This window comes from Pseudofrankia sp. EUN1h (genome assembly GCF_001854645.1).
Taxonomy (GTDB): domain Bacteria; phylum Actinomycetota; class Actinomycetes; order Frankiales; family Frankiaceae; genus Pseudofrankia; species Pseudofrankia saprophytica.
Window position 1 is genome coordinate 275759 of the sequence record NZ_MBLN01000002.1, and the last position, 23565, is coordinate 299323.

21 protein-coding genes are annotated in these 23565 nt (G+C 73.2%); 9 read left to right on the forward strand and 12 right to left on the reverse strand.

Annotated features, from left to right (window positions below; translation table 11 throughout):
* Nucleotides 1–304 precede the first annotated feature (304 nt).
* From BCD49_RS01825 to BCD49_RS01835, 3 genes are all read left to right on the forward strand, one after another.
* The gene (locus BCD49_RS01825) at nt 305–1900 is read left to right on the forward strand and encodes a glycosyltransferase (RefSeq protein WP_241832231.1); all 1596 of its coding nucleotides are present in this window, start codon (nt 305–307) and stop codon (nt 1898–1900) included.
* Nucleotides 1901–2494: 594 nt separating this feature from the next.
* Nucleotides 2495–4795 carry a hypothetical protein gene (locus BCD49_RS01830; protein WP_232793892.1) on the forward strand — a complete coding sequence of 767 codons (2301 nt, stop codon included), beginning with the start codon at nt 2495–2497 and terminating at the stop codon, nt 4793–4795.
* A gap of 53 nt (nt 4796–4848) precedes the next feature.
* Nucleotides 4849–5559, forward strand: coding sequence for a hypothetical protein (locus BCD49_RS01835; protein WP_007516831.1), 711 nt, complete (start codon nt 4849–4851; stop codon nt 5557–5559).
* A gap of 9 nt (nt 5560–5568) precedes the next feature.
* Here the strand turns inward: BCD49_RS01835 and BCD49_RS01840 are convergent, their stop codons facing one another.
* Complete coding sequence (locus tag BCD49_RS01840; protein ID WP_007516829.1) at nt 5569–6489, reverse strand: LLM class F420-dependent oxidoreductase; 921 nt, start codon at nt 6487–6489, stop codon at nt 5569–5571.
* Between the two features lie 199 nt (nt 6490–6688).
* Between BCD49_RS01840 and hemL the strand changes: the two genes are divergently transcribed.
* The 3 genes from hemL (at nt 6689) to BCD49_RS01855 (ending at nt 9903) form a co-directional block, all read left to right on the forward strand.
* The gene (gene hemL / locus BCD49_RS01845) at nt 6689–8068 is read left to right on the forward strand and encodes a glutamate-1-semialdehyde 2,1-aminomutase (RefSeq protein ID WP_007516828.1); all 1380 of its coding nucleotides are present in this window, start codon (nt 6689–6691) and stop codon (nt 8066–8068) included.
* 92 nt (nt 8069–8160) lie between these two features.
* Complete coding sequence (locus tag BCD49_RS01850) at nt 8161–8808, forward strand: histidine phosphatase family protein (RefSeq protein WP_027140176.1); 648 nt, start codon at nt 8161–8163, stop codon at nt 8806–8808.
* Between the two features lie 288 nt (nt 8809–9096).
* Nucleotides 9097–9903 (forward strand): SDR family oxidoreductase, encoded by an 807-nt coding sequence (locus BCD49_RS01855; RefSeq protein ID WP_007516825.1) that lies wholly within the window; start codon nt 9097–9099, stop codon nt 9901–9903.
* 108 nt (nt 9904–10011) lie between these two features.
* On the opposite strand, the gene BCD49_RS01860 is transcribed toward BCD49_RS01855, so the two are convergent.
* The 5 genes from BCD49_RS01860 to BCD49_RS01880 form a co-directional block, all read right to left on the reverse strand.
* Complete coding sequence (locus BCD49_RS01860) at nt 10012–11295, reverse strand: MFS transporter (RefSeq protein ID WP_071041041.1); 1284 nt, start codon at nt 11293–11295, stop codon at nt 10012–10014.
* A gap of 13 nt (nt 11296–11308) precedes the next feature.
* A complete protein-coding gene (locus tag BCD49_RS01865; protein WP_083401189.1) occupies nt 11309–12028 on the reverse strand; it encodes an HAD family hydrolase in 720 nt (239 codons plus the stop codon).
* Nucleotides 12029–12076: 48 nt separating this feature from the next.
* The gene (locus BCD49_RS01870) at nt 12077–12667 is read right to left on the reverse strand and encodes a DJ-1/PfpI family protein (protein ID WP_007516820.1); all 591 of its coding nucleotides are present in this window, start codon (nt 12665–12667) and stop codon (nt 12077–12079) included.
* Between the two features lie 149 nt (nt 12668–12816).
* Nucleotides 12817–13578, reverse strand: coding sequence for a cupin domain-containing protein (locus BCD49_RS01875; RefSeq protein ID WP_051466109.1), 762 nt, complete (start codon nt 13576–13578; stop codon nt 12817–12819).
* 310 nt (nt 13579–13888) lie between these two features.
* Nucleotides 13889–14800: a LysR family transcriptional regulator gene (locus BCD49_RS01880; protein WP_007516818.1), complete on the reverse strand. Its 912-nt coding sequence runs from the start codon at nt 14798–14800 to the stop codon at nt 13889–13891.
* 394 nt (nt 14801–15194) lie between these two features.
* Between BCD49_RS01880 and BCD49_RS01885 the strand changes: the two genes are divergently transcribed.
* Both BCD49_RS01885 and BCD49_RS01890 read left to right on the forward strand, forming a co-directional pair.
* Nucleotides 15195–15947 carry a type 1 glutamine amidotransferase domain-containing protein gene (locus tag BCD49_RS01885; protein WP_007516817.1) on the forward strand — a complete coding sequence of 251 codons (753 nt, stop codon included), beginning with the start codon at nt 15195–15197 and terminating at the stop codon, nt 15945–15947.
* 88 nt (nt 15948–16035) lie between these two features.
* Nucleotides 16036–16725: a type 1 glutamine amidotransferase domain-containing protein gene (locus tag BCD49_RS01890; RefSeq protein WP_007516816.1), complete on the forward strand. Its 690-nt coding sequence runs from the start codon at nt 16036–16038 to the stop codon at nt 16723–16725.
* Between the two features lie 8 nt (nt 16726–16733).
* Here the strand turns inward: BCD49_RS01890 and BCD49_RS01895 are convergent, their stop codons facing one another.
* Both BCD49_RS01895 and BCD49_RS01900 read right to left on the reverse strand, forming a co-directional pair.
* Entirely contained in the window at nt 16734–17684 is a 951-nt protein-coding gene (locus BCD49_RS01895; protein ID WP_027140173.1) for a PfkB family carbohydrate kinase, read from the reverse strand.
* Nucleotides 17685–17823: 139 nt separating this feature from the next.
* Nucleotides 17824–18291, reverse strand: coding sequence for a VOC family protein (locus BCD49_RS01900; protein WP_007516812.1), 468 nt, complete (start codon nt 18289–18291; stop codon nt 17824–17826).
* A 205-nt stretch (nt 18292–18496) separates the two neighbouring features.
* Here BCD49_RS01900 and BCD49_RS01905 point away from each other — a divergent pair, with 205 nt between their 5' ends.
* Entirely contained in the window at nt 18497–19462 is a 966-nt protein-coding gene (locus tag BCD49_RS01905) for a helix-turn-helix transcriptional regulator (RefSeq protein WP_027140172.1), read from the forward strand.
* Here the strand turns inward: BCD49_RS01905 and BCD49_RS01910 are convergent.
* The 4 genes from BCD49_RS01910 to BCD49_RS01925 form a co-directional block, all read right to left on the reverse strand.
* On the reverse strand, nt 19449–20105 hold the full coding sequence (locus BCD49_RS01910; RefSeq protein WP_071041089.1) for a response regulator: 657 nt from the start codon (nt 20103–20105) through the stop codon (nt 19449–19451). The two genes, BCD49_RS01905 and BCD49_RS01910, sit on opposite strands and share 14 nt — an antisense overlap.
* 73 nt (nt 20106–20178) lie before the next feature.
* Entirely contained in the window at nt 20179–21537 is a 1359-nt protein-coding gene (locus tag BCD49_RS01915; RefSeq protein ID WP_083401191.1) for a sensor histidine kinase, read from the reverse strand.
* Nucleotides 21538–21665: 128 nt separating this feature from the next.
* Nucleotides 21666–22517, reverse strand: coding sequence for an ABC transporter permease (locus tag BCD49_RS01920; RefSeq protein ID WP_007516805.1), 852 nt, complete (start codon nt 22515–22517; stop codon nt 21666–21668).
* The gene (locus tag BCD49_RS01925) at nt 22514–23464 is read right to left on the reverse strand and encodes an ABC transporter ATP-binding protein (protein WP_007516804.1); all 951 of its coding nucleotides are present in this window, start codon (nt 23462–23464) and stop codon (nt 22514–22516) included. Before BCD49_RS01925 ends, BCD49_RS01920 begins: the two co-directional genes overlap by 4 nt.
* Nucleotides 23465–23565 lie beyond the last annotated feature (101 nt).

Consider the following 23565-nt stretch of genomic DNA (forward strand, 5'->3'; position numbering starts at 1 on the left):
GGCGACCTCGCTGCGGCCCGGCCCACCTCGCTTCGCTCGTGGGTCGGGCCTCCGCGAGGCGCGCCTCCGCGCCGCACGGTCACCCGCCGCTGAACGTCACCAAACCGAAGAGCACAGCGCCCATACAGGTGGCACTTCGCTGCGCTCGGGGGTCGGGCCTCCGCGAGGCGCGCCTCCGCGCCAGCTCGGTCGTTGTGCGCTGAGGAGATACCCGGTCGCCTTAACAACTGACGGAGGCGTGGTCGAGCGGTAACCGGGCACGCGTGGCACGCTACGGAGGGTGACTGAACAGACGGTTCTGACGGTGCTGACGGGCGTAGCGATCGTCGCGCTGGCCTCCTGGGTGTCGCTCGTGACCTGCTGGGGTGGGTACTGGCGGACCGACCAGCGCCTGCCGTCCCGGCGCACGCCGGCGCAGTGGCCCGCGGTCGCGATCGTCGTCCCCGCCAGGGAGGAGGCGGCCGTGCTGCCGGTGACCCTGCCGACCCTGCTCGCCCAGGACTATCCCGGCCCGGTGACGTTGGTGCTCGTCGACGACGCGAGCACCGACGGCACCGCCGAGGTCGCCCGTGACCTCGCCGCGCGGGAGCTGGCCCGCCGGGCCGCGGCGCGCGACGCCGGCGACCCCACCGCGCTCGGTGGCGTCGGGCTCACCGTGCTCGCGTCCACCCCGCCGCCGCCCGGCTGGACCGGCAAGCTCTGGGCACTTCAGCACGGCGTGGAGTTCGCGGGCGAGGCCGAGTTCGTGCTGCTCACCGACGCCGACATCGCGCATCGGCCAGGGTCGCTGCGGGCGCTCGTCGAGGCGGCGATGACGCACCGGCTCGACATGGTCTCCCAGATGGCCCGGCTGAACGTCACCACTCGCTGGGAGCGACTCATCGTCCCGGCCTTCGTGTACTTCTTCGCGATGCTCTACCCGTTCCGCTGGTCGAACCGGCCGCGGTCGGCGATCGCGGCGGCGGCGGGCGGTTGCTCTCTCGTCCGTCGGCGGCTGCTGCGGGACGCGGGTGGGCTCGCCGTCGTGCGCGGCGCGGTCATCGACGACGTCGCGATCGCCCGGCTGGTCAAGAAGGCCGGTGGGCGGACATGGCTCGGCCTTGCCGACCGGGTCGACAGCGTGCGGCCATACCCGGCGCTCGCGGACCTGTGGAACATGGTCGCCCGCAGCGCCTTCACCCAGCTGCGGCACTCGGTGGCGCTGCTCGTCGGGACCGCCGTCGGCATGCTGCTGCTGTTCGCCGTACCGGTGGTGGCGACGGTGACGGGACTCGCGGCCGGTGACCCGGTGCTGGCGGCGCTCGGAGCGGCCGGCTGGCTGGTGCTCGCCGGAACCTACCTGCCGATGATCCGCTACTACCGCCAGCCACCGCCCGCCGCGCTGCTGCTGCCGGTGACGGCGATGCTCTACCTGGCGATGACCGTCGACTCGGCCCGCCGCCACCTCGCCGGCCGCGGCGCCGCCTGGAAGGGCCGCACCTACGGCGCCCCGGCCGCCGCCCAGGCCGCCGATCCGGCTGGCGAGCCCGCCGCCGACGTGTCCGCCGCCGCGGCCGCGGCGCCCACCCGGGCCACGGATCTCGCCGCCGACCAGGTCGACGCGCTGCGCCGGCTTCTCCTCCCCGCGCAGCCACCCACCCGCGACCGCGGCGCGGCCGCCTCGAGCCAGGCCCCCGGCGCCGTCGTCGGCCAGCGCGCCCCCGGGGTTCCTCCCCAATCGGCGGCTGGGTCCCTGCCGGATCGGCAAAGCCCGGGGTCCCTGCCGGATCGGCGAAGCCCGGGGTCCCTGCCGGATCGGCGAAGCCGATCTGGGAGGTCTGCTGGGAGGTCAGCGATGGGGGAGGTCCGCGACGAGGACCCGGAACCCACCGCGCCCGGCACCGGCCACGACCCCCGATAGTGGCGGCTCGTAACCGGCCCGTGCATGAGGTCGGGTGAGCCGGTACTTTCCAGGAAAGGTCACGACCCTGGCGCGCCCGGCCGCTGGCATCCGATCGGCAGGCCGGCGCGCGGCCCGGGCGGTCGGTGACGTCCTACCTGGGGGCGGCGAATCCACGTGAGCAGCAATCCCGGCGATCCCCATCAGGGCGGCCAGCCGACGGACTGGAACTGGCCGCGGACCGCCCCCGACCCCGGGGTCCCTGCCGGATCGGCGAAGCCGATCGGGGAGGTCCGCGAGGGCCCGGTCCAGGCCGCCCCGCCGCCCCCTGTCGGTCCGCCCCCTGTCGGTCCGCCACCCGCTGGCCCTCCGCTCGTGGGTCCGCCGTTCGTCGGTCCGCCGTTCGCTGGGCCACCCATCGCTGGGCCACCCATCGCCGGCATGACGGCTCCCGTGCCCGAGTCCGTCATGGGACCTCCGATGGCCCCCTTCGCTGTCACCTCGCCCACCGTCGTCAGGCCGCCGACTCCGGCACCTCCGGGTCCCGCGCCGCGAGGCGGTCCAGCGCCGGCGCCAGCGCCGGTGCCGGCGCACTGGGCACAGGTGCGGGGCCGGGTGGTGTTCGACAGCGCCTGGTGCCCGCTGCGGGAGGGGCGGACCAGCGGCTTCTCGATGATGGGCAGCCGTCAGCTGCTGCTCACCGACCTGCCTGCGGTGTACGTGCACGACACCGGTGGGTTCGGCGCCGCCGTCCTGAGCACGCTGGAGCCGGCCTTCGACCCGGTCGCGACCGTCGAGCTGTTCGAGGGCGGTACCCGACTCGCCGTCGACGTCGCGTTCCCCGACGGGCGGACCTACCAGGCCGCGACCGTCACCCCGCTGCCGCCGGAGCTGCTCATCGCGCTCACCGGCCTGTTCGGCCGGCTGCTGCCGGACGTGTCGTCGACGGCGTTCGCCAGCCCCTGCGCCATCTCCGTCACCCCGCACTACGAGCAGTCCGCGAATGCCGACGCCACCGGCGGCGTCACCCCGCCCCCGACCGCCGTGACCCCACCCCCGGGGACGGCCGCCCCCGGCGCGCTGTCCACGGCCTCCGTCAAGGGCGCCGCCGCCAAGGTCGCGGCGGCCGCCCGGGGCGCGTCCGCGGGCCAGGGCCAGAGCTCTGCCCAGGGTCAGGGTCAGGGCCCGGCGGGTGTCTCCGGCCCTCCTGACGGGGAACTCACGGCCTATGTCGTCGTGAAGGACGGCCGGCTGGAGCTGCGTTCCCGGGGGCGGTCGATCATCGACTGGCCGCTCAACCGGGTCGCCGTCGAGCCGACCGGTCCCACGAGTGCGGCGGTACGCGGCGGTGCCGTGCTCGACGGCCGGTTCCTCACCGGGGTGACGCTGCACCTGGCCACGCCGGACGTGCTCGGCGCGTTCCTGGCCACCACGCGGGTCGAGCGGCGTGAGGCCGAGCCCACGGCCATCGGCACGTCCGCCCCGGTGTGGGCGGGCGGCCTGGGCGGTGACGCGGCGCGCGGCCGGGCGGACTGCGTGCTCGGCGACACCGTGCTGGAGCTGCAGCCGCGGGAGAGCGCCACGGCGCTGACCCGGTTCGAGCTGACCGACTCCCGGCTGCGGGTCGCCGGATCGGCGCAGCGGTTCGTCATCTTCGACCCGGACCATGGCCCGGTGGTCGTCGAAAGCGACTCGGAGGCGTTCGGCGGGCGGGTGGCGGCTCATCCCGGCGTGCGGGCGGCGGCCGAGCGGACGCTGGCGGTCGGCCCCTACCCGGCGGAGCTGGCCGACGGGGGGCCGGTGGCCTGCGCGGTCGCGGCCGGCGCGCTGCGGGTGAAGGGGCCCGGAGTCGACCTGCGGGTGCCGTTCCCGGCGATCCGGGCCGTCGAGGGCGCGGCCGACGCGGCGCGCGCCAGCCTGCGGGTGGCGGCCGAGGGCGAGGACGTCACGGTCGTCGGCCCGCTGGAGCTGGTCCGGGCGCTGCACACGGACATCGCCGCCGGTAACTACGCCACCGAGGACCCACGGCACCTCCCCGACATGCTGCGGGCGGCCGCGGGCCTCGAGGACGACTACTTCCTCTATACGATCTTCGGCCCGTTCTACGAGCTGCACGCCGCCCTGCTCGGCGACGCGGCCGCGGGCGGCCTCGCCGACCAGGTGGCGCTGCCGGCGGACGACGAGGGCCGGCTGCGCACCGCCGCCGCGCTGTCGGAGGGCCTCGACGAGCTGCGGCGTCACCTCGACCAGGTCGGCTCGGTCCTGCCCGCCTTCATCCGCCACCGCGACGGGTTGCTGCTGGCTCCGGTCACCGGCGGCCGGCCGGAGCCGGAGTGGCTGAAGGCGCACGAGACCCGGCTGCGCGCGGCGCTCGCCCCGGCCCAGCGCGCGGCCGCCGAGACCGGAGCGCTGTCGGCACAGGTGCAGCGCCTGATGGACCTGGACCCGTCCGCGCTGCCGAAGGCCAACTACGCGGGCGCCGCCGTCGCGCTCGGAGCGGCACTGCTGAACCCGGTGTTCCTGGTCTCCGGCGCGACCCAGGCATTCAGCCAGTACAACCAGCGGGCGCAGCGGTCCGCGCTGATGAGCACCCAGGCGGCGAGCGGCTGGGCGAGCGCCCTCGACCGGTGGAACACACTGGTCACCGCCACGATCCCGGTGCTCGGCTACGTCCTGACCGAGAACCTGTTCGCGCTGCGCTGGGAGACCGCCCGCCAGCTCGCCGAGGAGCTGCGGCGGGCGGCGCCGACGGCGCGGGGGGCCGCGATGGGCGGCGTCGCCCGGCGGCTCGCCCGGCTCGACGTGCTGCGTCGCTACCCGGCCAACAGCGGTATCCGGCTCACCCGGGGCGAGATCGCGCACCACCTTCGGGTCGCGCGCGACTCGGTCAGCACCCCCCGGTTCGTCGACTTCTGATTCCCTACCCGAGCCCGATCCCTTACCCGAGCCCGAGCCGCGAGGGAGCCGCCATGTCCATCTTTGCGAGCCAGTTCGACCGTGCTCGGGTCTACACGGGCATGTACACCGGCCGGCCCGACGACACGACCTGGCGAACGCCCCGCGGTGCCGCCACCGGCGGCGGCGGGCTGCTGGCCGGCGGTGTGGTCGCCGCCCTGGCCGCGGGCGGTGTGGTCGCCGGCCTCGCCGCGGCGACGGCCATCGACGCGTTCTTCGGCGATGACTCGGGCTCGGGCGCGGACTCCCACGCTCACCAGGACGCGCCCGCCGATCCGCACCACGACGGCCACCCGGACGCCGGCTCGGACGCCGGCTCGGGTGGCCACGCGGACGCCATGGCCAACGCGCACGCCGGCGCGGACGCCGGTGGGGATGCCGGCGGGGCGGGCGCCCACGGGCACGCCGACGCCTGGGGCGCTGGTTGGGGGAATGGCTGGGACGCCGGGTGGGACGCCGACTCCAGCCATCGGCTGGCCGCCGGCGGCCACGCCGGGACCGTGGACGCCGGCCATGAGACGGACCACCTGGGGGAGGCGTCCGGCCAGGCCGCCCACCAGCTGTTCGCCGAGACGAGCACAGCCGAGGCGGCCGACGACCACCACGTCCACGCCGGCCACGAGGAGGTCTGGACCCACGAGGCCGGCCACGCCGACGCCGGTTTCGGCGGCGACGACGGCTTCTCGGCCATCCACGACGCCGGCATCCACGACGCCGGTTCCTGACGGCGCCGCTCAGCTGGCGCTGGTGAGGCCGCTCAGCAGGGCATGGGTGCGTCGCTCCTCGGCGGTGCCGGGGGCGGCGAACACGTTGGCGATGAAGTCGGTCGTCCCGGCGGACGCGAGCTCGGCGATCCGGGCCGAGACGGTGTCCTCGTCGCCGATGAGCGCGACGTCGGCGGGCCCGGCGGCGCCCTCCCGGTCGAGCATCGCCCGGTACGACGGCAGGTTGCCATAGATCGCGAAGATCTTGCCGGCCTGGGCGTGGGCGGTGGCCGGGTCGTCGGTGACGCAGACCGGCAGGGAGGCGACCACCCGGGGCTCAGGGCGGCCGGCCGCCTCGGCCGCCGCCCGGATCGTCGGCGCGATGTGGTCGCGCACGGTCGCGGGCCCGGTCATCCACAGCACGGTGCCGTCGGCGCGCTCGCCCGCCAGCCGCAGCATCGCCGGCCCGAGGGCCGCGACCAGCACGGGCACCCGCCCGAGCCGGGGTGTCGAGAGCCTGGCCGCGGCCCGCAGCGTCTCGCCCTTCACGTCCACGGACTCGCCGGCGAGCAACGGCACCAGCGCGGACAGGTACTCCGACATGTGGCGGACCGGGCGCTCGAAGCTGTAACCGAGCATGTCCTCGATCACGATCTTGTGTGACAGGCCGATGCCAAGGGTGAGCCGGCCACCGGTCGCGAGCGCCGTCGTCAGTGCCTGCTGCGCGAGTGCGACCGGATGACGCGGGTATGTCGGCACCACCGCCGTGCCCACCTCGATCCCGGGCACCTGGCTGCCGACGACGGCCAGCGTCGTCAGCGCGTCCAGGCCGAAGATGTTCGACAGCCAGGCCGAGGTGAACCCCTCGTCGGCGGCGCGGGCCAGCGTGTCGCGCATCTTCGTGAGCGCGTCCGGCTCGTCCGTGGCCGATAGCAGGATCCCGATGCGCATGGCGACTCCGATCGTCCTGCCCGCGGGGCGCGAGCGAGCTACGCCGGGGCGCGGGCGGTGGTTGGCGCGATGTGCGGCGCCTGTCACTATCGCGGACCGGACCATCGGGGTCGACCGCCGAGGGGCCAACCATCGAGGGAAAGGACTCAATGGCGAGCGGGTCGCGAGCCATGCCCGACGGACCTGCGAGGATCGGGGCATGCACGTTCCAGCGGCCGCCGCGGTGACCCCGTCCGCGGCACCGGCTTCCGAGCATCTGTTCGCCCGCGCCGGGCGGGTCACTCCTGGCGGCGTCAACTCCCCGGTCCGGGCGTTCCGGGCGGTCGGGGGCGTGCCGCGGTTCATGGTGTCCGGCAAGGGTGCCTATCTGACGGACGCGGACGGCCGGCACTATGTCGACCTGGTCTGCTCGTGGGGGCCGATGATCCTCGGCCACGCGCACCCGGACGTCGTCGACGCGCTGCACCGCGCCGCCGCCAGCGGCACCAGCTTCGGCACCCCGACCCCCGGCGAGGTCGAGCTCGCCGAGACGCTCGTCGACCGGGTCGCCCCGTTGGAGCAGGTCCGCCTGGTCAACTCCGGCACCGAGGCGACGATGAGCGCGATCCGGCTGGCCCGCGGGTTCACCGGTCGGTCGAAGATCGTGAAGTTCGCCGGCTGCTACCACGGCCACGTCGACGCCCTGCTGGCCGCCGCGGGCTCGGGCATCGCCACCCTCGGCCTGCCCGACACCCCCGGGGTGACCGGCGCGGCCACCGCCGACACCATCGTCCTGCCCTACAACGACCTCGCCCTGGTCGAGGCCGCGTTCTCGGAGCACGGCGACACGATCGCGGCGGTGATCACCGAGGCGGTGGCGGCGAACATGGGTGTCGTCCCACCCCTGCCTGGCTTCAACGCCGGCCTTCGCCGGCTGTGCGACCAGCACGGGGCGTTGTTCATCTTCGACGAGGTCATGACGGGCTTCCGGGTCTCCCGCGCCGGCTGGTGGGGCCTGGAAGGCGTGGCCGAGGGCTGGGCGCCCGACCTGTTCACCTTCGGCAAGGTCATGGGCGGTGGGCTGCCCGCCGCGGCCTTCGGCGGCCGGGCCGACGTGATGGCCCGGCTGGCGCCGGCCGGCCCCGTCTACCAGGCCGGCACCCTGTCCGGGAACCCGCTGGCCGTCGCCGCGGGGCTGGCCACGTTGCGGGCCTGTACGGACGAGGTCTACGCCACCGTCGACGCCCGCGCYGCCGACGTCGCCGGGATCGTGTCCACCGCCCTGACCGAGGCCGGCGTCGCGCACCTGCCGGCCAGCGCTGGCAACCTGTTCAGCTTCTTCTTCACCGACGCCGCCGCCGTCATCGACTACGCGGGTGCCGCCGCCCAGCACACCGCCCGCTACGCGGCCTTCTTCCACAGCATGCTCGACGCTGGCATCTACCTGCCGCCGTCCGCCTTCGAGGCCTGGTTCGTCTCCGCCGCCCACGACGACGACGCCGTCAACCGCATCGCCGACGCGGCCCCCGCCGCCGCCCGCGCCGCCGCGTCGGTGGCCGACCCGCCGGCCGCTGGCGCGCACGGGGCGGTGGCCCCGTGAACGAGGCGGCGGCGGAGCCAACCCCGGAGGCCGTGACCCCGGAGGCCGCGGCCCCGGTTGTCACGGTCCCGGATGCGGCGCCGCTCCGGGAGGTGGCCGAGCAGGGGACGACGACCGTTCACCTGGTCCGCCACGGCGAGGTGTTCAACCCCGAGAAGATCCTCTACGGCCGGCTGCCGAACTACCGGCTCTCGGAGGCGGGGGAGAAGCAGGCGAAGGTCACCGCGGAGTTCCTCGCCCGGCTCGACGTCGCGGCTGTCGTCGCGAGCCCGCTGATGCGCGCCCAGCAGACCGCCGCGCCGATCGCCGCCGCCCACCGGCTGCCCGTGCTCGCCGACCACCGGCTGATCGAGAGCCGCAACTTCTTCGAGGGCAGGGCGTTCGAGGCGAGCCCCCGCCTGCTGCGCGACCCGAAGATGTGGTCGGTGCTGCGCAACCCGCTGCGCCCGTCCTGGGGCGAGCCCTACACCGAGATCGCCGAGCGGATGCTGGGGGCCGCCGCGGAGTGGCGCGATGCCTTCTCCGGCCGGCACATCGTGCTGGTCAGCCACCAGCTGCCCGTCTGGACCGCCCGCCGGGCCCTCGAAGGTCGCCGCCTCTTCCACCGCCCTGACCGCCGCCAGTGCGCGCTGGCCAGCGTCACCTCCGCCGTCTACGGCGACGACGGCACCCTCCTGCGCGTCGACTACGCCGAGCCCAACGGCCCCACCGCCACCGGCTCCGGCTCCGTCGGCGCCTGATCAAACCCCGCGACTGACCTTGGTCCTTGGTGGTGCGGCGTCATGCTTTGCCGCCGTCGCCCCTCCCCTCGCCCCCGATGATCGCCGTTTGTGCCCTGCCGTGGTTGCCAGCGGGCCAGATCGTGACCACCGGAGGGCGCAACGGCGATCAGGTCGCGGGCCCGACCACCGGGGCGCCGGGCGCAGGTGGCGTTTCGTGCCGGTCCTGGCGTCGCGACGGTTGTCGGTCCGATGATCCTCCTCTTGGCTCTGAACAGGAGCCGTCCTGGCGGTGAAAGAGGAGGAAACATGCGGGTGGAGTTGGGCGAGCGGGTGGCACTGGTCACCGGCGCGTCGCGGGGGATCGGGCTTGCCATCGCGCGGGCGCTGGCCCAGAACGGTGCGCGGGTGATGCTGACCGCCCGCAAGCTGCCCGCGCTGGAGGAAGCAGCCGCGGAGATCTCTGGTGACCTTGCCGATGCCGAGGGGGCCGGCGAGGTGGCGGTGTTCGCGGCTCATGCCGGTAGCCCGGAGGGAGCCGAGGCCGCGGTGGCCGCGACGGTCGAGCGGTTCGGCGGGCTCGACATCCTGGTCAACAACGCCGCGACCAACCCGTACGCCGGCCCGTTGATCGACATCGACCTGCCGAGGCTGGACAAGACCATCGAGGTCAACCTGCGCGGCCCGCTGGTCTGGACGCAGGCGGCCTGGCGGGCGCGGCTGCGCGAGCACGGCGGGACAGTGCTGAACATCGCCTCCATCGGAGGGCTGAAGTACGGCGGGCCGCTCGGCGTCTACGACATGACGAAGGCGGCTCTGATCTACCAGACGCGCCACCTGGCGACCGAGCTGGGACCCGGCGTGCGGGTCAACGCGATCGCGCCCGGCCTGGTCCAGACCGACTTCGCCCGTTACCTGTGGACGGGCGCCGGCCCTGAGGCCGACTACGGCTGGGCGCTCGGTCGTATCGGCCAGCCCCCCGACATCGCGTCGGCCGCCCTGTTCCTGGTGAGTGACGCGGCCGCCTGGATCACCGGCGAGGTCCTGGTAGTGGACGGCGGCAGCCTCCTGGGCCCCCGCCTCGCCCCGACCCCGCTGCCCTCTACCGCCGGCTGACGCAGCTGCTGGTACTTGCTGCCTGCCTGCCTGCCTGCATGCCGGCCGCACGCGACGGGCCCGGTCGCCACGCTGCTCACCCGCCGGTCTGCCTCGAGCCCGATGGTCCTACCGCCCCGCCGGCTTTGGGTCCGTCAGCGCCTGGCGCTTCCGCGTGAGTTTCGTCGGGCCTGGAATCCCGCCCGCCGGGCGCACGGTGCCGACGAGCGCCGCGCCGACCAGCGGCAGGGCGGTAAGGACGAGCAGGCAGGAGTGGTAGGGCAGGCCCGTGACGAGTGCCGGAACCGCCGCCGCACCCACGAAGAGCACCGAGGTGTTCACCCCGACCGCGGCCGTGCGCCGTTCGCCGGCGCTGAGCGTCAGTAGGCCCACCAGGCCGGGGACGACCAGGCTCGTGCCCGCGACGTAGACGACGCTGCCGAGGACCATCGCCGGCAGCGCCCCGAGCTGCAGTACGCCCAGCCCGGCGGCCGCGGTCAGGAAACCGGCCGCGCTCTGTAGCCGTGGAGAACGCCCCACCCTGGTGCGGGCCACCAGTGGAGCCGCCAGCAGCCCCACACAGCCCACCGCCTCGAACRCCAGCAGCAGGCCCGTTCCCGCCTGATGGCCGTGGATCAGGCGTCCATCGACCGCGCGGTACATCGCCACGAAGGTCCCGAAGACCCCGAACGCGGCACCGAACACCGGCCAGATCCGGCGGTCGCCCACCAGTGCCCCGACCGACCGCGCCAGGCCTTCACCCGATCCACCGCCCGACGGCGGATCAGGCGCCAGGACGAGCCAGAGTGCCGCGGCCAGCAGGCCGTAGATCCCCGCGCTGACCCAGAACACCGCCGCCCAGCCGGCCCAGGCGAGAACGCCGGTGCCAAGGAGCTGGCCGACGATGCCGGCACCGAGCAGGCCGGTGGTCAGCAGGGCCAGGGCCGGCCCGCGCCGGGCCGGCGCGGTGCGCTCGGCGGTGAGGACCAGCGCGACCGGCGCGAACATCGCCGCGGCCAGCCCCTGCCCGGCGCGCACGGCGAGGAACACGCCAAAGTCACCGGTCAGCGGCGCCGCCGCGGTCACGACGGCCAATATCCCGGTCGCGCCGGCCAGCGTCCGCCGCGGGCCCCACCGCGCCGCGACCAGCCCCGCGGCGAGGAAGCCCGCCGCGTAGGCCAGCGCGAAGGCGCCGCTGGTCCAGCCCGCCGCCGCGTCGTCGACGCCGAACCGGAGCCCGGTAGGTCCGGCCAGCGGTACCCCGGCGTACAGCGCAGCCGGGATCAGCAGCGCGCAGATCGCCAGCAGGACGGTCGTCGCGTCCAGCGCGGTGACCTGCTCACGGTTCGCCGGACTGGCCGGACTGGCCGGACTGGCCAGAACTCGTACGCGGACTTCGTCGCGGCCGCGCATGAGCCTCAGCCCCCTACACCGTGAGCTCGGCGAGCTCGGCGAGCTCGATCGGTGTGACCCCGTCCCGGTCGGCCAGCCGCAGCTGCTCGGCGGTGTGGTATCCCCACCGGGCCCACAGGCTCGGCACCCCCGCGCGGACCGCGGCGACGACGTTGCCGAGGTTGTCGTCGACGAACAGCACCCGGGCGGGATGCCCCGCCCGCGCCCGCGCCGCGTTGATCGCCGCGGGCTTGTCCACGCAGTCGCCGATGATGTCCGCGACGTGTTCGCGCAGGCCGTGGTGGGCCAGGATCCTCCCCGCCGACACGGCGTCCTTGGCGGTCACGACCACCACCCGCCCGTCGTGGYGGGCGATCGCCGCCCCGACCTGTGGGTACACCCGGTGCGCTTCCAGCCACCGCCGCGGCGCGGTCAGCCGCAGCCTCGTGCGCACCGCGCCCGCCCGCCGCTCGAAGCCCGCGACGTCATCGGCGCTGAACGTMGCGAGCAGCATCTCGTAGCCATCCTGAGAGTCGACGGCGTCGACGTCGGGGTGGTGGGCGACGAGGAACCCGCCGAGGGTGCGGGCATACGGCCTGATCMGCCGGAAGTCGTCCACGAACCGGGCAGGCAGGATCGTGGCGTCCAGCTCCGGCGGCGGCCCGTCCGGGGCCCGGTGGTGGCCGTGCCAGGCGACCACCGCGCATTCGGTGAAGGCGTCACAGATGACGCCGTCGAAATCAAGGAAGAGCATCGTCGCAAGCTCCGTGTTGGATCCGCGTGAACGGGCTCGGCGCCGTCGTCAGCCCGCGGCCAGTACCGGCGCGGCGGCGGTACCGGCGTCGGCGGTGACGGCCTGGGCGGCGAGGGCCGCGGTGGTCTCGAAGACCGCCCGCATGAACCGGCCGACGTAGGCGTAGTAGGAGCAGGTGATGATGTTGCCGTCGACCACCACGTCGCTGTCGATGACATGGGCGCCGGCATTGACGACGTCGTCCCGCAGACCGATGTAGGCGCAGGCGTTGCGGCCGCGCAGCACGCCGGCGCTCACCATGATCCACGGTCCGTGGCACAGCCCGGCGACGACGCGGCCGGACTCGGCCATGCCGGCGACGAACGAGCGCACGCGACGGTCCTGGCGGACCCGGTCCGGTGCCTCGTGGCCACCMGTGCAGATCACCGCGTCGTAGGCGGCGACGTCGAGGTCGTCGAAGCTGATGTTGGGGCTGGCGGTCTTGTCCATCGGCAGGGGAACGCCGTACTTGCCGGTGACGGGCTCGCCATCGCGGGTGGCGACGTCCACCGTCCAGCCCTCCTCCAGCAGTCGGTAGTAGGTGTAGACCACGTCGTGGTCCTGGAAGCCGGGACCGGTGAGGATGACGGCGCTGCTCATGGTGGGTCCTTTCGGAGAGACGACCAGAGGTCCGACGCGCGCCAGGGCGTACTGACGAAGGCGCGGCGGCATGGCAATGACATGGCAATGGCCTGGCTGCCCGGCAATGGCCTGGCTGTCTGGCGAAGGCAGGCGGGGCGGGGCCGGCGCTACTGGGCGCCGCTGATCGACAGGTAGCTCCTGTCGGTGGCGACCTCGTCGCGGGACGCGCCGCCCAGCACGTCGACGCTGCCGTGCACCACACCGCTCATGCCGATGGGAACGTGGAAGAGCTCGGTCGGCAGCCGGCGGTAGTACAGGTCCATCCCGGTTCTGATCTCGTAGCTGAACCGGCGGTCCGGGGACGCCCGGCGGATGACCGCGTGCGGGATGTGCGGGGCGCGGCGCAGCGGGCTGCCGTCGAGATGGCTGGCCGTGGGCTCGTAGGCGGTCGTCGCGCGGTCGTAGCTGTCCGTCAGGCGGACCAGGTCGAACTTGTTGCGCGGCAGCTCCACCTCCACCAGGGCCAGCTGGGCGGAGCCGGTGTTGGTGGTGCCGTGGAAGGCCCCCGCGCCGATGCGCACCGCCGTTCCCGGGCCGACCTCGAACGCCCCGTCCAGTGTCGAGATCTCGCCGGTTCCCCCCAGGCACAGCAGATAGGTCACCTTGCGGGGATGGGCATGCACGGAGGTCGCGTGCCCGGGCTCGATACGCAGCTCCCAGACGTCATGGAAGTCGTCGGCGAAGACCCGGTACTCGCAGCCCCATGGTTTGTCGATATGTTCGTTGAGGTGCTCGTGGTGTTCCGGGTTTTCCTGTTGGGCCCGGCTGCCCCGGCGCAGCAACCGTTCCAGCTCGCGTACGTCCTTTTCGGACGTCCGTATGGCGATACGATCGATCGTCTCGGCGGAGGGCTGCCGGACTATTGTCACCGAAGAAGACATCACGCACTACTCCGATTTACTATCGGCCCGCAATTCGTGGAGGTGTCGGGAGGTGATCGCCTCGGGCAGCATGCTGCCACGGGAATCGCGTCCCGGCCAATAACGAATTGGCGCCGCGTCATCATCGCGGCGATGGCGATGATTAGTAGCCGACAGCGGTGACGGATAGCCGACACGACACGGCGAAGCCTTCGCCGCCGTGGGCCCGGCCCGTTGGCATCGCTGGCCCATCGGCATCGCCGACGTGTCAGTACGGCCTGCCCGTCAGTGCGGCCCGCCCGTCAGTACGGCCGGGCCGTCACCACAGCCGGGCCTGCAGCAGCAGCCGGGTGTGCACCTCAGCCAGGTGAGGCTGGGTCAACGATCCGGCGCGGACCGCGAGGAACAGGGTGTTGATGGGCGGGATCTCCGGGGTGTGCAGCTCCCGCAGGGATCCGTCGGCGAGATGGTCGGCGATCAGGTAGCGCGGCACGACTCCCACCCCGGCCCCCGCCAGCAGCGTGGAGATCACCCCGCGCAGGTCGTCGACGGTCACGACCACCCGCAGCCGGGGCAGCACCCCGAAGGCGAGCGAACAGTACTGGTGCAGCAGTGAGTCGCCGCTGGAGCCGGTGACCACGGCGACGTCCTGCAGCGCGACGGCCCCCCACTGGGAGAACCGCTCCGGGGTGAGCAGGCGGGCCCAGTCGTCGGTGCCGACCAGGACGAGGTCCTCGTCGCACAGGGCGGTCACCTGCAGCCGCCGGTCGCGGCTGTACACGCTGCTGATGACGATGTCCTGGTGGCCCTCGGTCAGGCCTTCCAGCAGGTTCTCCGCCGTCCCGAGCGTCACCTGGATGCGCAGGCCCTGGCGGACCAGGTCGGCCAGGGAGGGCAGTACCCGCGCCGAGGTCAGCTCCGGCGGCCCGCCGAGATGCACCACCCGGCTCAGCGGCCCACCGTCGCCCGTGATGCGCGCGACGATCACCTGCTCCAGCGCGTCGACGTGGTTGGCGATCTCGGTCGCCAGCCGTTCCGCGTCTCCGGTGGGCAGCACGCCCCGGCTGGTGCGGTCGAACAGCGGACGGCCGATGGCGGTTTCCAGGGCCTTGACCTGACCGGTCACCGCGGGCTGGCTGAGCCCGAGCTCCCGCGCGGCGCGGGTGAGCCCGCCGGACCGGTAGACGGCGAGAAAGGTGCGGAGAAGGTCAAGGTCGGGCCTCTGCTGCACGTCTTCCCCCAGCGGTCGGAGTGTGTTTCAGGCTCGTGCCGTTCCTCTTCGTTGCGCGGTCACCGGTATCTCCCGGGCGCGGGCGGATTTCGGCGCGGCCGTGCTTCCGGGCGAAAAGCCGCCGGGCCAGGTCGTTGTTCACCCGGCACCGGTCAATTATCACCACTTCCGATCACGGGCCACTGTGCGCTCCCTCGGGCCGCGGACAAGGTGGTTCCGGACACTTCGTTGTTTTCTTCGGATTGTCAGCGCAATACGGCGCGTTCGGAAGGCATGCGGCGGTGTGTTGCCGCTGCGCCGCGCGGTACCGGCCGGTGAACGCTCACGGCGGCCACCCGCGGCGCGCGCCGGCGGACCGACCCGCCTCGGCCTGCGAGACTCGGCGGGAGGGAGCATGATCGAGGGGATGAGCATGATCCGCAGCTCCGGACCACCACGGGTCCTGATCGTCGTCAGCAGCTGGACCCGGCTGGGGAACACCGGCCGGGCCACGGGTTTCTGGCTGCCAGAGGCCGCGTATCCCTGGTGGGAGGCGAGCGCCGCCGGCTACCAGGTCGACATCGCGAGCATCCTCGGCGGCCGCCCACAGGCCGACGGAGTCGACCACAGCGACCCGGTGCAACGCCTCTTTCTCGGCTCCCAGGACGTCCGCGACGCGCTGGACGGCACTCCGGCGGTGAGCGAGGTCGATCCGGCGGACTACGCGGCGGTCTTCCTCGCCGGCGGATACGCCGCCATGTGGGACATGCCGGACAACCCGGCCCTCGGTGCGCTGGTCGCGGCGGTCTGGACCGCGGGTGGCGTCGTGAACGCCGTCTGCCACGGGCCGGCGGGGTTGCTCCCTGCTCGGCGCGACGACGGAACCCCGCTTGTGCGAGGTCTGCGGGTCACCGGCTTCAGCCACGACGAGGAGCGCAAGGCCAGCATGATCGGCGTCGTCCCGCTGCTGCTTCCCGATGCGCTGACCGCGCTGGGGGCGCACTACGAGTCCGGCCGTAGCTACGCCCCTCGGGTGGTGGTCGACTCGAGGGTCGTCACCGGCCAGAACCCGGCGAGCGCCCCCGAAGCCGCCCGGATCACCATGCAGCTTGTCGCCGATGCCGCCAGCCATAAAAAATCTTATGGCCCGGGCCTTGGCGCACATTAGACGGCACCTGCTCCCGCACCTACCGTCGGCCCCGACAGATCTTCAGCACGACCCAGATCTTCAGGACGACACGGAGAGGCTGCCGACGATGGCTCCGAACAAGCGAATCCTGATCGCCCTCACCAGCCACAGCGACCTGGGTGCGACCGGGCGCGGTACCGGTTTCTACGTCTCCGAGGCCGCGGACCCGTGGCAGGTGTTCCGGGCGCACGGCTACGAGGTCGACCTCGTCAGCACCGCCGGCGGCGAGCCGCCCCGAGACGGCGTGAAGCCCGACGACCCGACCCAGCGGAGGTTCCTCACGGACCCCGACATCGCCGCCAAGCTGCGCGCGACCCCGACCCCCGACCAGCTCGACCCGGCGGCGTACGACGCGATCCTCTACGCGGGCGGCCACGGCACCATGTGGGACTTCCCCGGCGACACCGACCTGGCGGAGCTCGCCCGTCGCATCTACGAGGACAACGAGGGCGTCATCGCCGCGGTCTGCCACGGCCCGGCCGGACTGGTCAACATCACCCTTTCCAACGGCCGCCCCCTCGTCGAGGGAAAGAGCCTCGCCGCGTTCACCAACGACGAGGAGCACGCGGTCGGCCTCGCCGACACCGTTCCGTTCCTGCTGCAGAGCAGGCTGGAGGACCTCGGCGCCAAGCACCTCGGCGCCCCCAACTTCGCGGCGCAGGTCGTCGTCGACGGCCGACTGGTCACCGGGCAGAACCCGGCCAGCGCCACCGGGGTCGCCGAAAAGGTCATCGAGGTCCTCGCGGGCCGTCCCTGACCCAGCGGTCAGGAGAGGTCGGCCCGGGCGGGCAGGGCGTCGTAGGCGCCGGGGCGGGTGATGGTCAGGGCGGCGGCCGACTGTGCCCGGTAGACGGTGTCGGCCTGGGTCGCCCTTGCGACGTGGTGGGCGGAGAAGACCGCGGTGAAGGCGTCGCTGGCGCCGGTCGTGTCGATGACCTCCGTGGGATGCGCCGGGTAAGCGCGGGTCGTCGCGCCGTCGTAGACCGCGCAGCCGCGTTCGGCGAGGGTGACGCAGACCAGTGGGACGGCGAGCATCCGGCCGACGGCTTCGGCCAGGTTCTCGGCGGGACCGTCGCGGGCCGGGTGGCCGTCGGGCAGGAGGGCGCGCGCCTCAAGCTCGTTCGGGATGAGGACGTCGACGAGATCCCACCGCACGGCGTCGAACTGCTGGCGATCGGCGGGTCGCGGCGCGGGGTTGACGATGACCAGGGCGCCCACGGCCCGGGCGATCCCGGCGACGGGGGAGATCGCCTCGGGAGTCTCGAAGGTGAGCAGGACGGCGTCGGCGCCGCGAATGGCCTGCTCCGCCCGGGCGATGACCTCGGACGTGACGGCGTACTCGTCCGGGACGCGCCAGACGAAGGCGTTCCGGCCGTCGGGGGCGGTGAACACGAGACAGATGGGGGTCGGCACGGTCGGGTGCTGGGCGATCGTGGTCACGTCGATGCCCTCGGCGGCGAGCGTCGCGAGCAGCGACGATCCGACCGGGTCTACGCCGAGCACCCCGACGGCCGAGACACGGGCGCCAGTACGGGCGAGGGCGACGGCCTGGTTTAGGCCCTTGCCGCCCGGGACCGTCCGGACCGACTCGGGGCGCAGGTCGTCGCCCCAGTCCGGGAGACGCGGGGTGCCGATCAGGCAGTCGGCGTGGTACGAGCCGACCACGACGAACCGCAGGTCGCGGACCGGTCGCGGCGTCCTGATGTCAGTAGTCAACCCGCCCCCTTCCCCGGACACGATGCGTGATCCTAGGGGCCGGCCGTGCGCTGCCACCGGGACGGTCGGGCCGGCCACCTGGAGCGGCCGCCCGGAGCGGCACGCGGGACGGCCAGGCGGCGACCGGCGACGGGTCCGGTCAGCTGCCGGCGCCGGGCAGTGTCTCGGAGAGTTCGATCATGTTGCCCCAGGGGTCGCGCAGGAAGGCGAGCCGCCGGCTGATGGCCTCGATCTCGAACGGTTCCCCGATCAGGTCGACCCCTCGGGCGGCGAGCTCCGCCCGGGCCCGGTCGACGTTGTCGACATGAAGGCACAGATGCTGGTATCCGCCGTATTCCAGACTGACCGCCAGGTCGTCGAGGACGGGGTTCGGATTCGGCACCGGCCCGCCGAGCAGCTCGAGATGGAAGTCGTCATCCGCGGCCGGGCTCAGATAGGCCAGCAGCAGTTCTCCGTATGGCCATTCCCGTAGGACCCTGAAGTCGAGCTTCTCGGTGTACCAGCGCTTTGCGGCCTCGTAGTCCGGGACGCGGACACCGACGTGGTGTCCGGTGACCGAGGCGAAAGGGCTCGAGGTGTTCTTCGGCGGATGCGGGGGCATCGGCATTGCGGGCTCCTGGGAACGGCGGCTCTCGGTGAGCCGAGGCGGTGGTCCGGGTCGTTCGAAGTCAACACCGGCGGGACAACCGTCCGCCCCACGCTGACCGGCCCTGCTCGGGCGGGGTCCGCTGAACCTGGTTCTGGCCGTACCAGGTTCCGTCTTCCGCCGTGGCCACGGCCGCGCGGATACTCGCGGGATGGCTCTGGAGGCGATGGACCGATCGGCTGAGCTGCGGGACTTCCTACGTTCGCGACGCGCTCGGCTCAGCCCCGCGGACGTCGGGCTTCCCTGGCGGCACGACGGCCGCCGGGTGCCGGGGCTGCGCCGCGAGGAGGTCGCGATCCTCGCCGGGGTCAGCGTCGACTACTACACCCGGCTGGAGCAGGGCCGTGCCCGCAACGTCTCCGACCAGGTACTCGACGCCCTCTCGGCGGCGCTGCGACTCGACGGCCTGGAACGCGACCACCTGCGCCTGCTCGCCCGCCCGCGGCGCTCGATGCCCGAGACCGCTCACCCGGGCGGTGCGGATTTCGGCGCCCGCGGCGTCGGCGGTGTCGATGGCGCTGGCCGCGCCGCGGGCGGTGTGGCCGGGCAGGCACGGCCCAAAGCGTCCGCCGCGGTCCGCGCCATGGTCGACGCACTCGATCCCGTACCGGCGATCCTGCACGGCCCACTGCTGGAGGTGCTGGCGATCAACCGGATGGGCGCGATCCTCTTCGACGACTTCGCGGCCATGCCCGTGCGGGAACGGAACATGGCTCGCTGGACATTTCTGGACCCCCGGGCGCGCGCCGTGTACCCGCGCTGGGAGACCGTGGCCGCGCAGATGGTGGCGATTCTTCGCCGGGCGGCGGGACAGCGGGTCGACGACCCGGCGCTGAACGATCTCGTCGGTGAGCTCACCGTACGTTCCGGCGATTTCGCGCGGTGGTGGGCCGACCACGCGCTCTTCCAGCACACCCACGGGGCGAAGACCGTCCACCATGATCTCGTCGGCGATATGGATCTGCGCTACCAGTCACTAGTGCTCCCGCAGGACCCGGGCCAGAACCTCATCCTGTACACGGCGCTCGCCGGGTCGCCCACGGCGGAGAAGCTCGGTCTGCTTTCCACCTGGGACCCGCGACCCGGCGCGTCCACCGCCGAGCTCGGGGCCCGGCCGGTCAGCTCGGCGTGATGGGTGGGAGGAGGCCGCGTTCGAGGGCGATGGTGACGGCGCGGGTGCGGTCGTCGACCTGGAGCTTGGCGAAGATCCRCAGCAGGTGGGTCTTGACGGTGGCCTCGCCGATGAACAGCTCGCKGGCGATCTCGGCGTTGGTGCCGCCGCGGGCGACCGCCGCGAGCACCTCGGTCTCGCGGCGCGTCAGGGTGACCGGCTCCGGCGCGCGCAGGCGGGAGGCCAGCCGGGCGGCGACGGGCGGGGCGAGCACGGTCTCGCCGCGCGCCGCCGCGCGGATCGCCTCGGCGAGCGTGTCGAGCGGGGCGTCCTTGAGCAGGTAGCCGGCGGCGCCGGCCGCGACGGCGCGGACGATGTCCGCGTCGCCGTCGTAGGTGGTCAGCACGAGCACCGCGACGCGCGGATGGCTCGCGCTGATCCGCTCGATGGCCGCCACGCCGTCCAGGCGCGGCATCCGTAGATCCATGAGCACTACGTCGGGCAGCAGCTCCCCGGTCTGGGCGACGGCCTGCTCGCCGTCGGCGGCGGTGCCGACGATCCGCAGGCCGGGCTGGCTGGCGAGCATCCCGACCAGTCCCGACCGCACCACCGGGTGGTCGTCGGCGACGAGGACCCCGATCGTCGCCTGCTCCTCGCCCGTCATCACGATCTCCGCTTCCATCCGGGTGCCTGTGCCTGTGCCTGTGCCTGTGCCGGTGGTGCAGGTGCCTGTGGCGTCACCGCTGGCGTATGACCCGGGCTACCACCTGCGTGCCGGCGCCCGGCGCCGACGTGACCAGCAGCTCGCCACCGGCCTCCTCCACCCGGCGGCGCATGCCGACCAGCCCGCTGCCGGTCTCGGTACCCACCGCGAAGCCGACCCCGTCGTCCACGACCCGCAACGTCGCCTCGCCAGGCCGGGCCGTGTCCAGGGCGACGGTCACCCCGGACGGCGAGGCGTGCCGACGGGCGTTCGTGAGGGCTTCCTGGGCGGCGCGCAGCAGCATCAGCTCCTCGGCCGGGAGCAGGCCCGACGGGCCGCCGGTGGCGATTGTGCCGCCGTCGCCGTCGCCGTCGCCGTCGCCGTCGCCGTCGTTGCCGGTCGGCTCGGGGGTGAACCGGATGTCGACCTCGATGCCGGTCTCCCGGGTGAAGCGGCCGGCGAGCTGGGTGAGCGCGTCGCGAAGGCTGGTGCCGTCCAACTCGACCGGCGACTGGGCCGCCACCAGGGCGCGTGCCTGCGCCAGGTTCTCGCTCGCGACCTCCTCGACCAGCTCGAGGCGTTCGCGCGCGGCCGCCGGGTCGGCGCCGAGCTGGGCGATGGCGGTGCGGGCCAGCATGAGGATGCTCGTGTAACCCTGCGCGAGCGTGTCGTGGACGTCACGGGCCATCCGGTCCCGCTCGGCCTGCGCGCCGCGCTCGCGCTMCAGCGCCGCGACCTCCGCCCGCGCGCTCTCCAGCTTCTCGATCAGACGCGCCTGCTCGCGGCTGCGGTCGAACAGGCTGTGGACCCAGATGCCCATCAGCAGAGCGAACGCGACCCCGATCGCCTGGTTGGCGATCAGGCTGACGAGATCCGGCCGGTCCCGCGCCGGGCGCAGCGCCATCCCGACGATGCTGGCGGTGACCAGCGCGAGCGACCAGAAGGTGCCCGGGAGTGGCCGGTCGACCAGGGACCACACCTGGGCGTAGACGATGAAGAAGATGAACAGCGTGTCCGGATCGGTCCTGGCCAGCACGCCGATCCCGGCGACGAGCACGACCAGGTAGACGACGATGAGCGCGCGGCCGCGGGGTGACACCCTGGCCGCGGTCAGGCCCACCCGGCCGGCCACCGCGTAGGCGAGCACGATCGCGCCGATCGCGGCCAGCGCCGCCGGGCGGCACCAGGGCTCGGACAGGTCGTTGGTCAGGATCGTGAGCACGGCGAGCGCCGCGAGGATGACGAAGGACCCGTGCAGGCCCACCAGCACCCGGCGCCAGACGCGCGCGCCCATGGGCGGGCCCTCGTGCGTCGACGGGTCGGCCTGGCTGGGCAGCAGGAACGAGCCGACGCCGCGCCAACACCTCGTCACCAGTGCCGCGCCCGAGTTCACCTGTGAACCTCCGCCTCGACCCACTGCGCCACGACAGGACCCATTGCGCCACGACAGATGGTCTAACGACTCTGGGGACAGAGGCCGCCGGGTGCGCGAAGAAGAGCATTTTCGCGCACCCTTGGCCCTTAGGAGACGCGGCGCCAGCGGAAGCGACGGGCGCAGACGATGATGCCGACGACGACCCAGGCGGCGAGGATGAGAGCCGTCCGGCCGTGCTCCCAGCCACCGGCCACCTCTGCGCTCGCGGCGGCGTCGGGCAGGAACACCGAGCGCATCCCCTGTGTCAGCCACTTCAGCGGGAAGATGCTCGCGATCGTCTGCATCCAGCCGGGCAGGTCGCTGTAGACGAAGAAGACTCCGGAGAAGAACTGCAGCACGAGCGCGATCGGCACGATGATCGTGTCCGCGTTCTTCGCTGATTTCGGCAGCAGCGACACGGCGAAGCCGAGCGCCGTCCCGGCCAGCGTGCCCAGCAGCGTCACCCAGCCGAACGTCAGCCAGTGGGCGGCGTCCACGGGGAACGGGACGTCGAAGGCGAAGCGTGCCACCACGACCAGCAGGGCCAGCTGGGAGACGGTCGTCACCAGCACCTGGGCCGCCTTGCCGGCCAGGTAGGAGATCGCCGGCGTGCCGAGCGCCTGCAGCCGGGCCAGCTCGCCGGCGTCTCGCTCGCCTGCGATCCGGATGCCCAGCTGCTGGAACGTGTTGAGGATGATGCCGGTCGCGGCGATGCCGGCGGTGAAGTACTGGACGTAGGTGACGCCGCCCGCGACGTCGCCGCCCATGTCGATCGACCCGAAGATCACCAGCATGATGATCGGGTAGAAGAAGGAGAAGACCAGCGCCTGGCGAGCGCGCAGGTAGAGCCGAAGCTCGAGCGCGGCCCGCGCCCGGGCGATCCGCGCCGCGCTCGGGGGTGCCGCGACCGGGCCGCGGGCGAGGACGGGTTCGGTGGCGGTGGTAGTGGTGGTGGTCATGACCCACTCCTGGTGGTGACGCGCGGCTGGTGCGGCAGGTCGGGTTCGGAGGTCGGGTCGGGCTCGGCTGGCTGGGCGGGTTCGGCCGGTCGCGGGGTCTCGCCGTCGGCGGCGCTCAGCAGCTCGAGGTAGATGTCCTCGAGGGTGGGGCGGCGGATCTCCAGGTCCTCGATCTCATCGCCGCCGGGCGTCTCGGCCAGCAGCTGGCGGACGACCGCCGTCGGGGTCCGGGTGGTGACCTCGTGGACCAGATCGCCGGTGCGCCAGCGGACGGTCGCGCCGTCGCGTAGCTCGCCGCCGAACTCGGCCGTCGGCGCGACCTCGAGCAGCCGCCCGTGCGCGATCACCCCGACCCGGTCGGACAGCCGCGCCGCCTCGTCCAGGTAGTGGGTGGTGAGCAGGATCGTCGTCCCGTCGGCGCGCAGCTTCGTGACCAGCTCCCACAGCTGCCGGCGGCCCTGGGGGTCGAGGCCGGTCGTCGGCTCGTCCAGGAAGAGCAGCTCCGGACGGCCCTGCACGCCGAGCGCGACGTCGAGCCGGCGGCGCTGACCGCCGGACAGGTTGACGATCCGGGTGTTCGCCTTGTCACTGAGACCGACGGCCTCGATCAGCTCGTCGGCGGGCCGCGGCGACGCGTGGTACGCGGCGAAATGGCGGACGGCCTCGGCGACGCTGAGGTCGAGCGCCGCGCCGGTGGTCTGCGCGACGACGCCGATCCGTGAGCGCCAGCCCCGGTTCGCGCTGGCGGGATCGCGGCCGAGCACGGTGACGCCGCCGCCGTCCCTGGAGCGGAACCCTTCGAGGATCTCGACGGTGGTCGTCTTGCCCGCCCCGTTGGGCCCCAGCAGCGCGAAGCACTCTCCGGCCTCGATGGTCAGATCGAGATCATGGACGACGGCCCGCCCGTCATACGTCTTGCGCAATCCCGAAATCTCTATCGCTGGCATACCGCCACGATCTCCGCCGGAATGCCTCTCGCGGAACCACCGGGAGTTGGGCCGTGGTGTCCACCGATCGGTGGACACCACGCACGCGGGCCCGGCGCGTC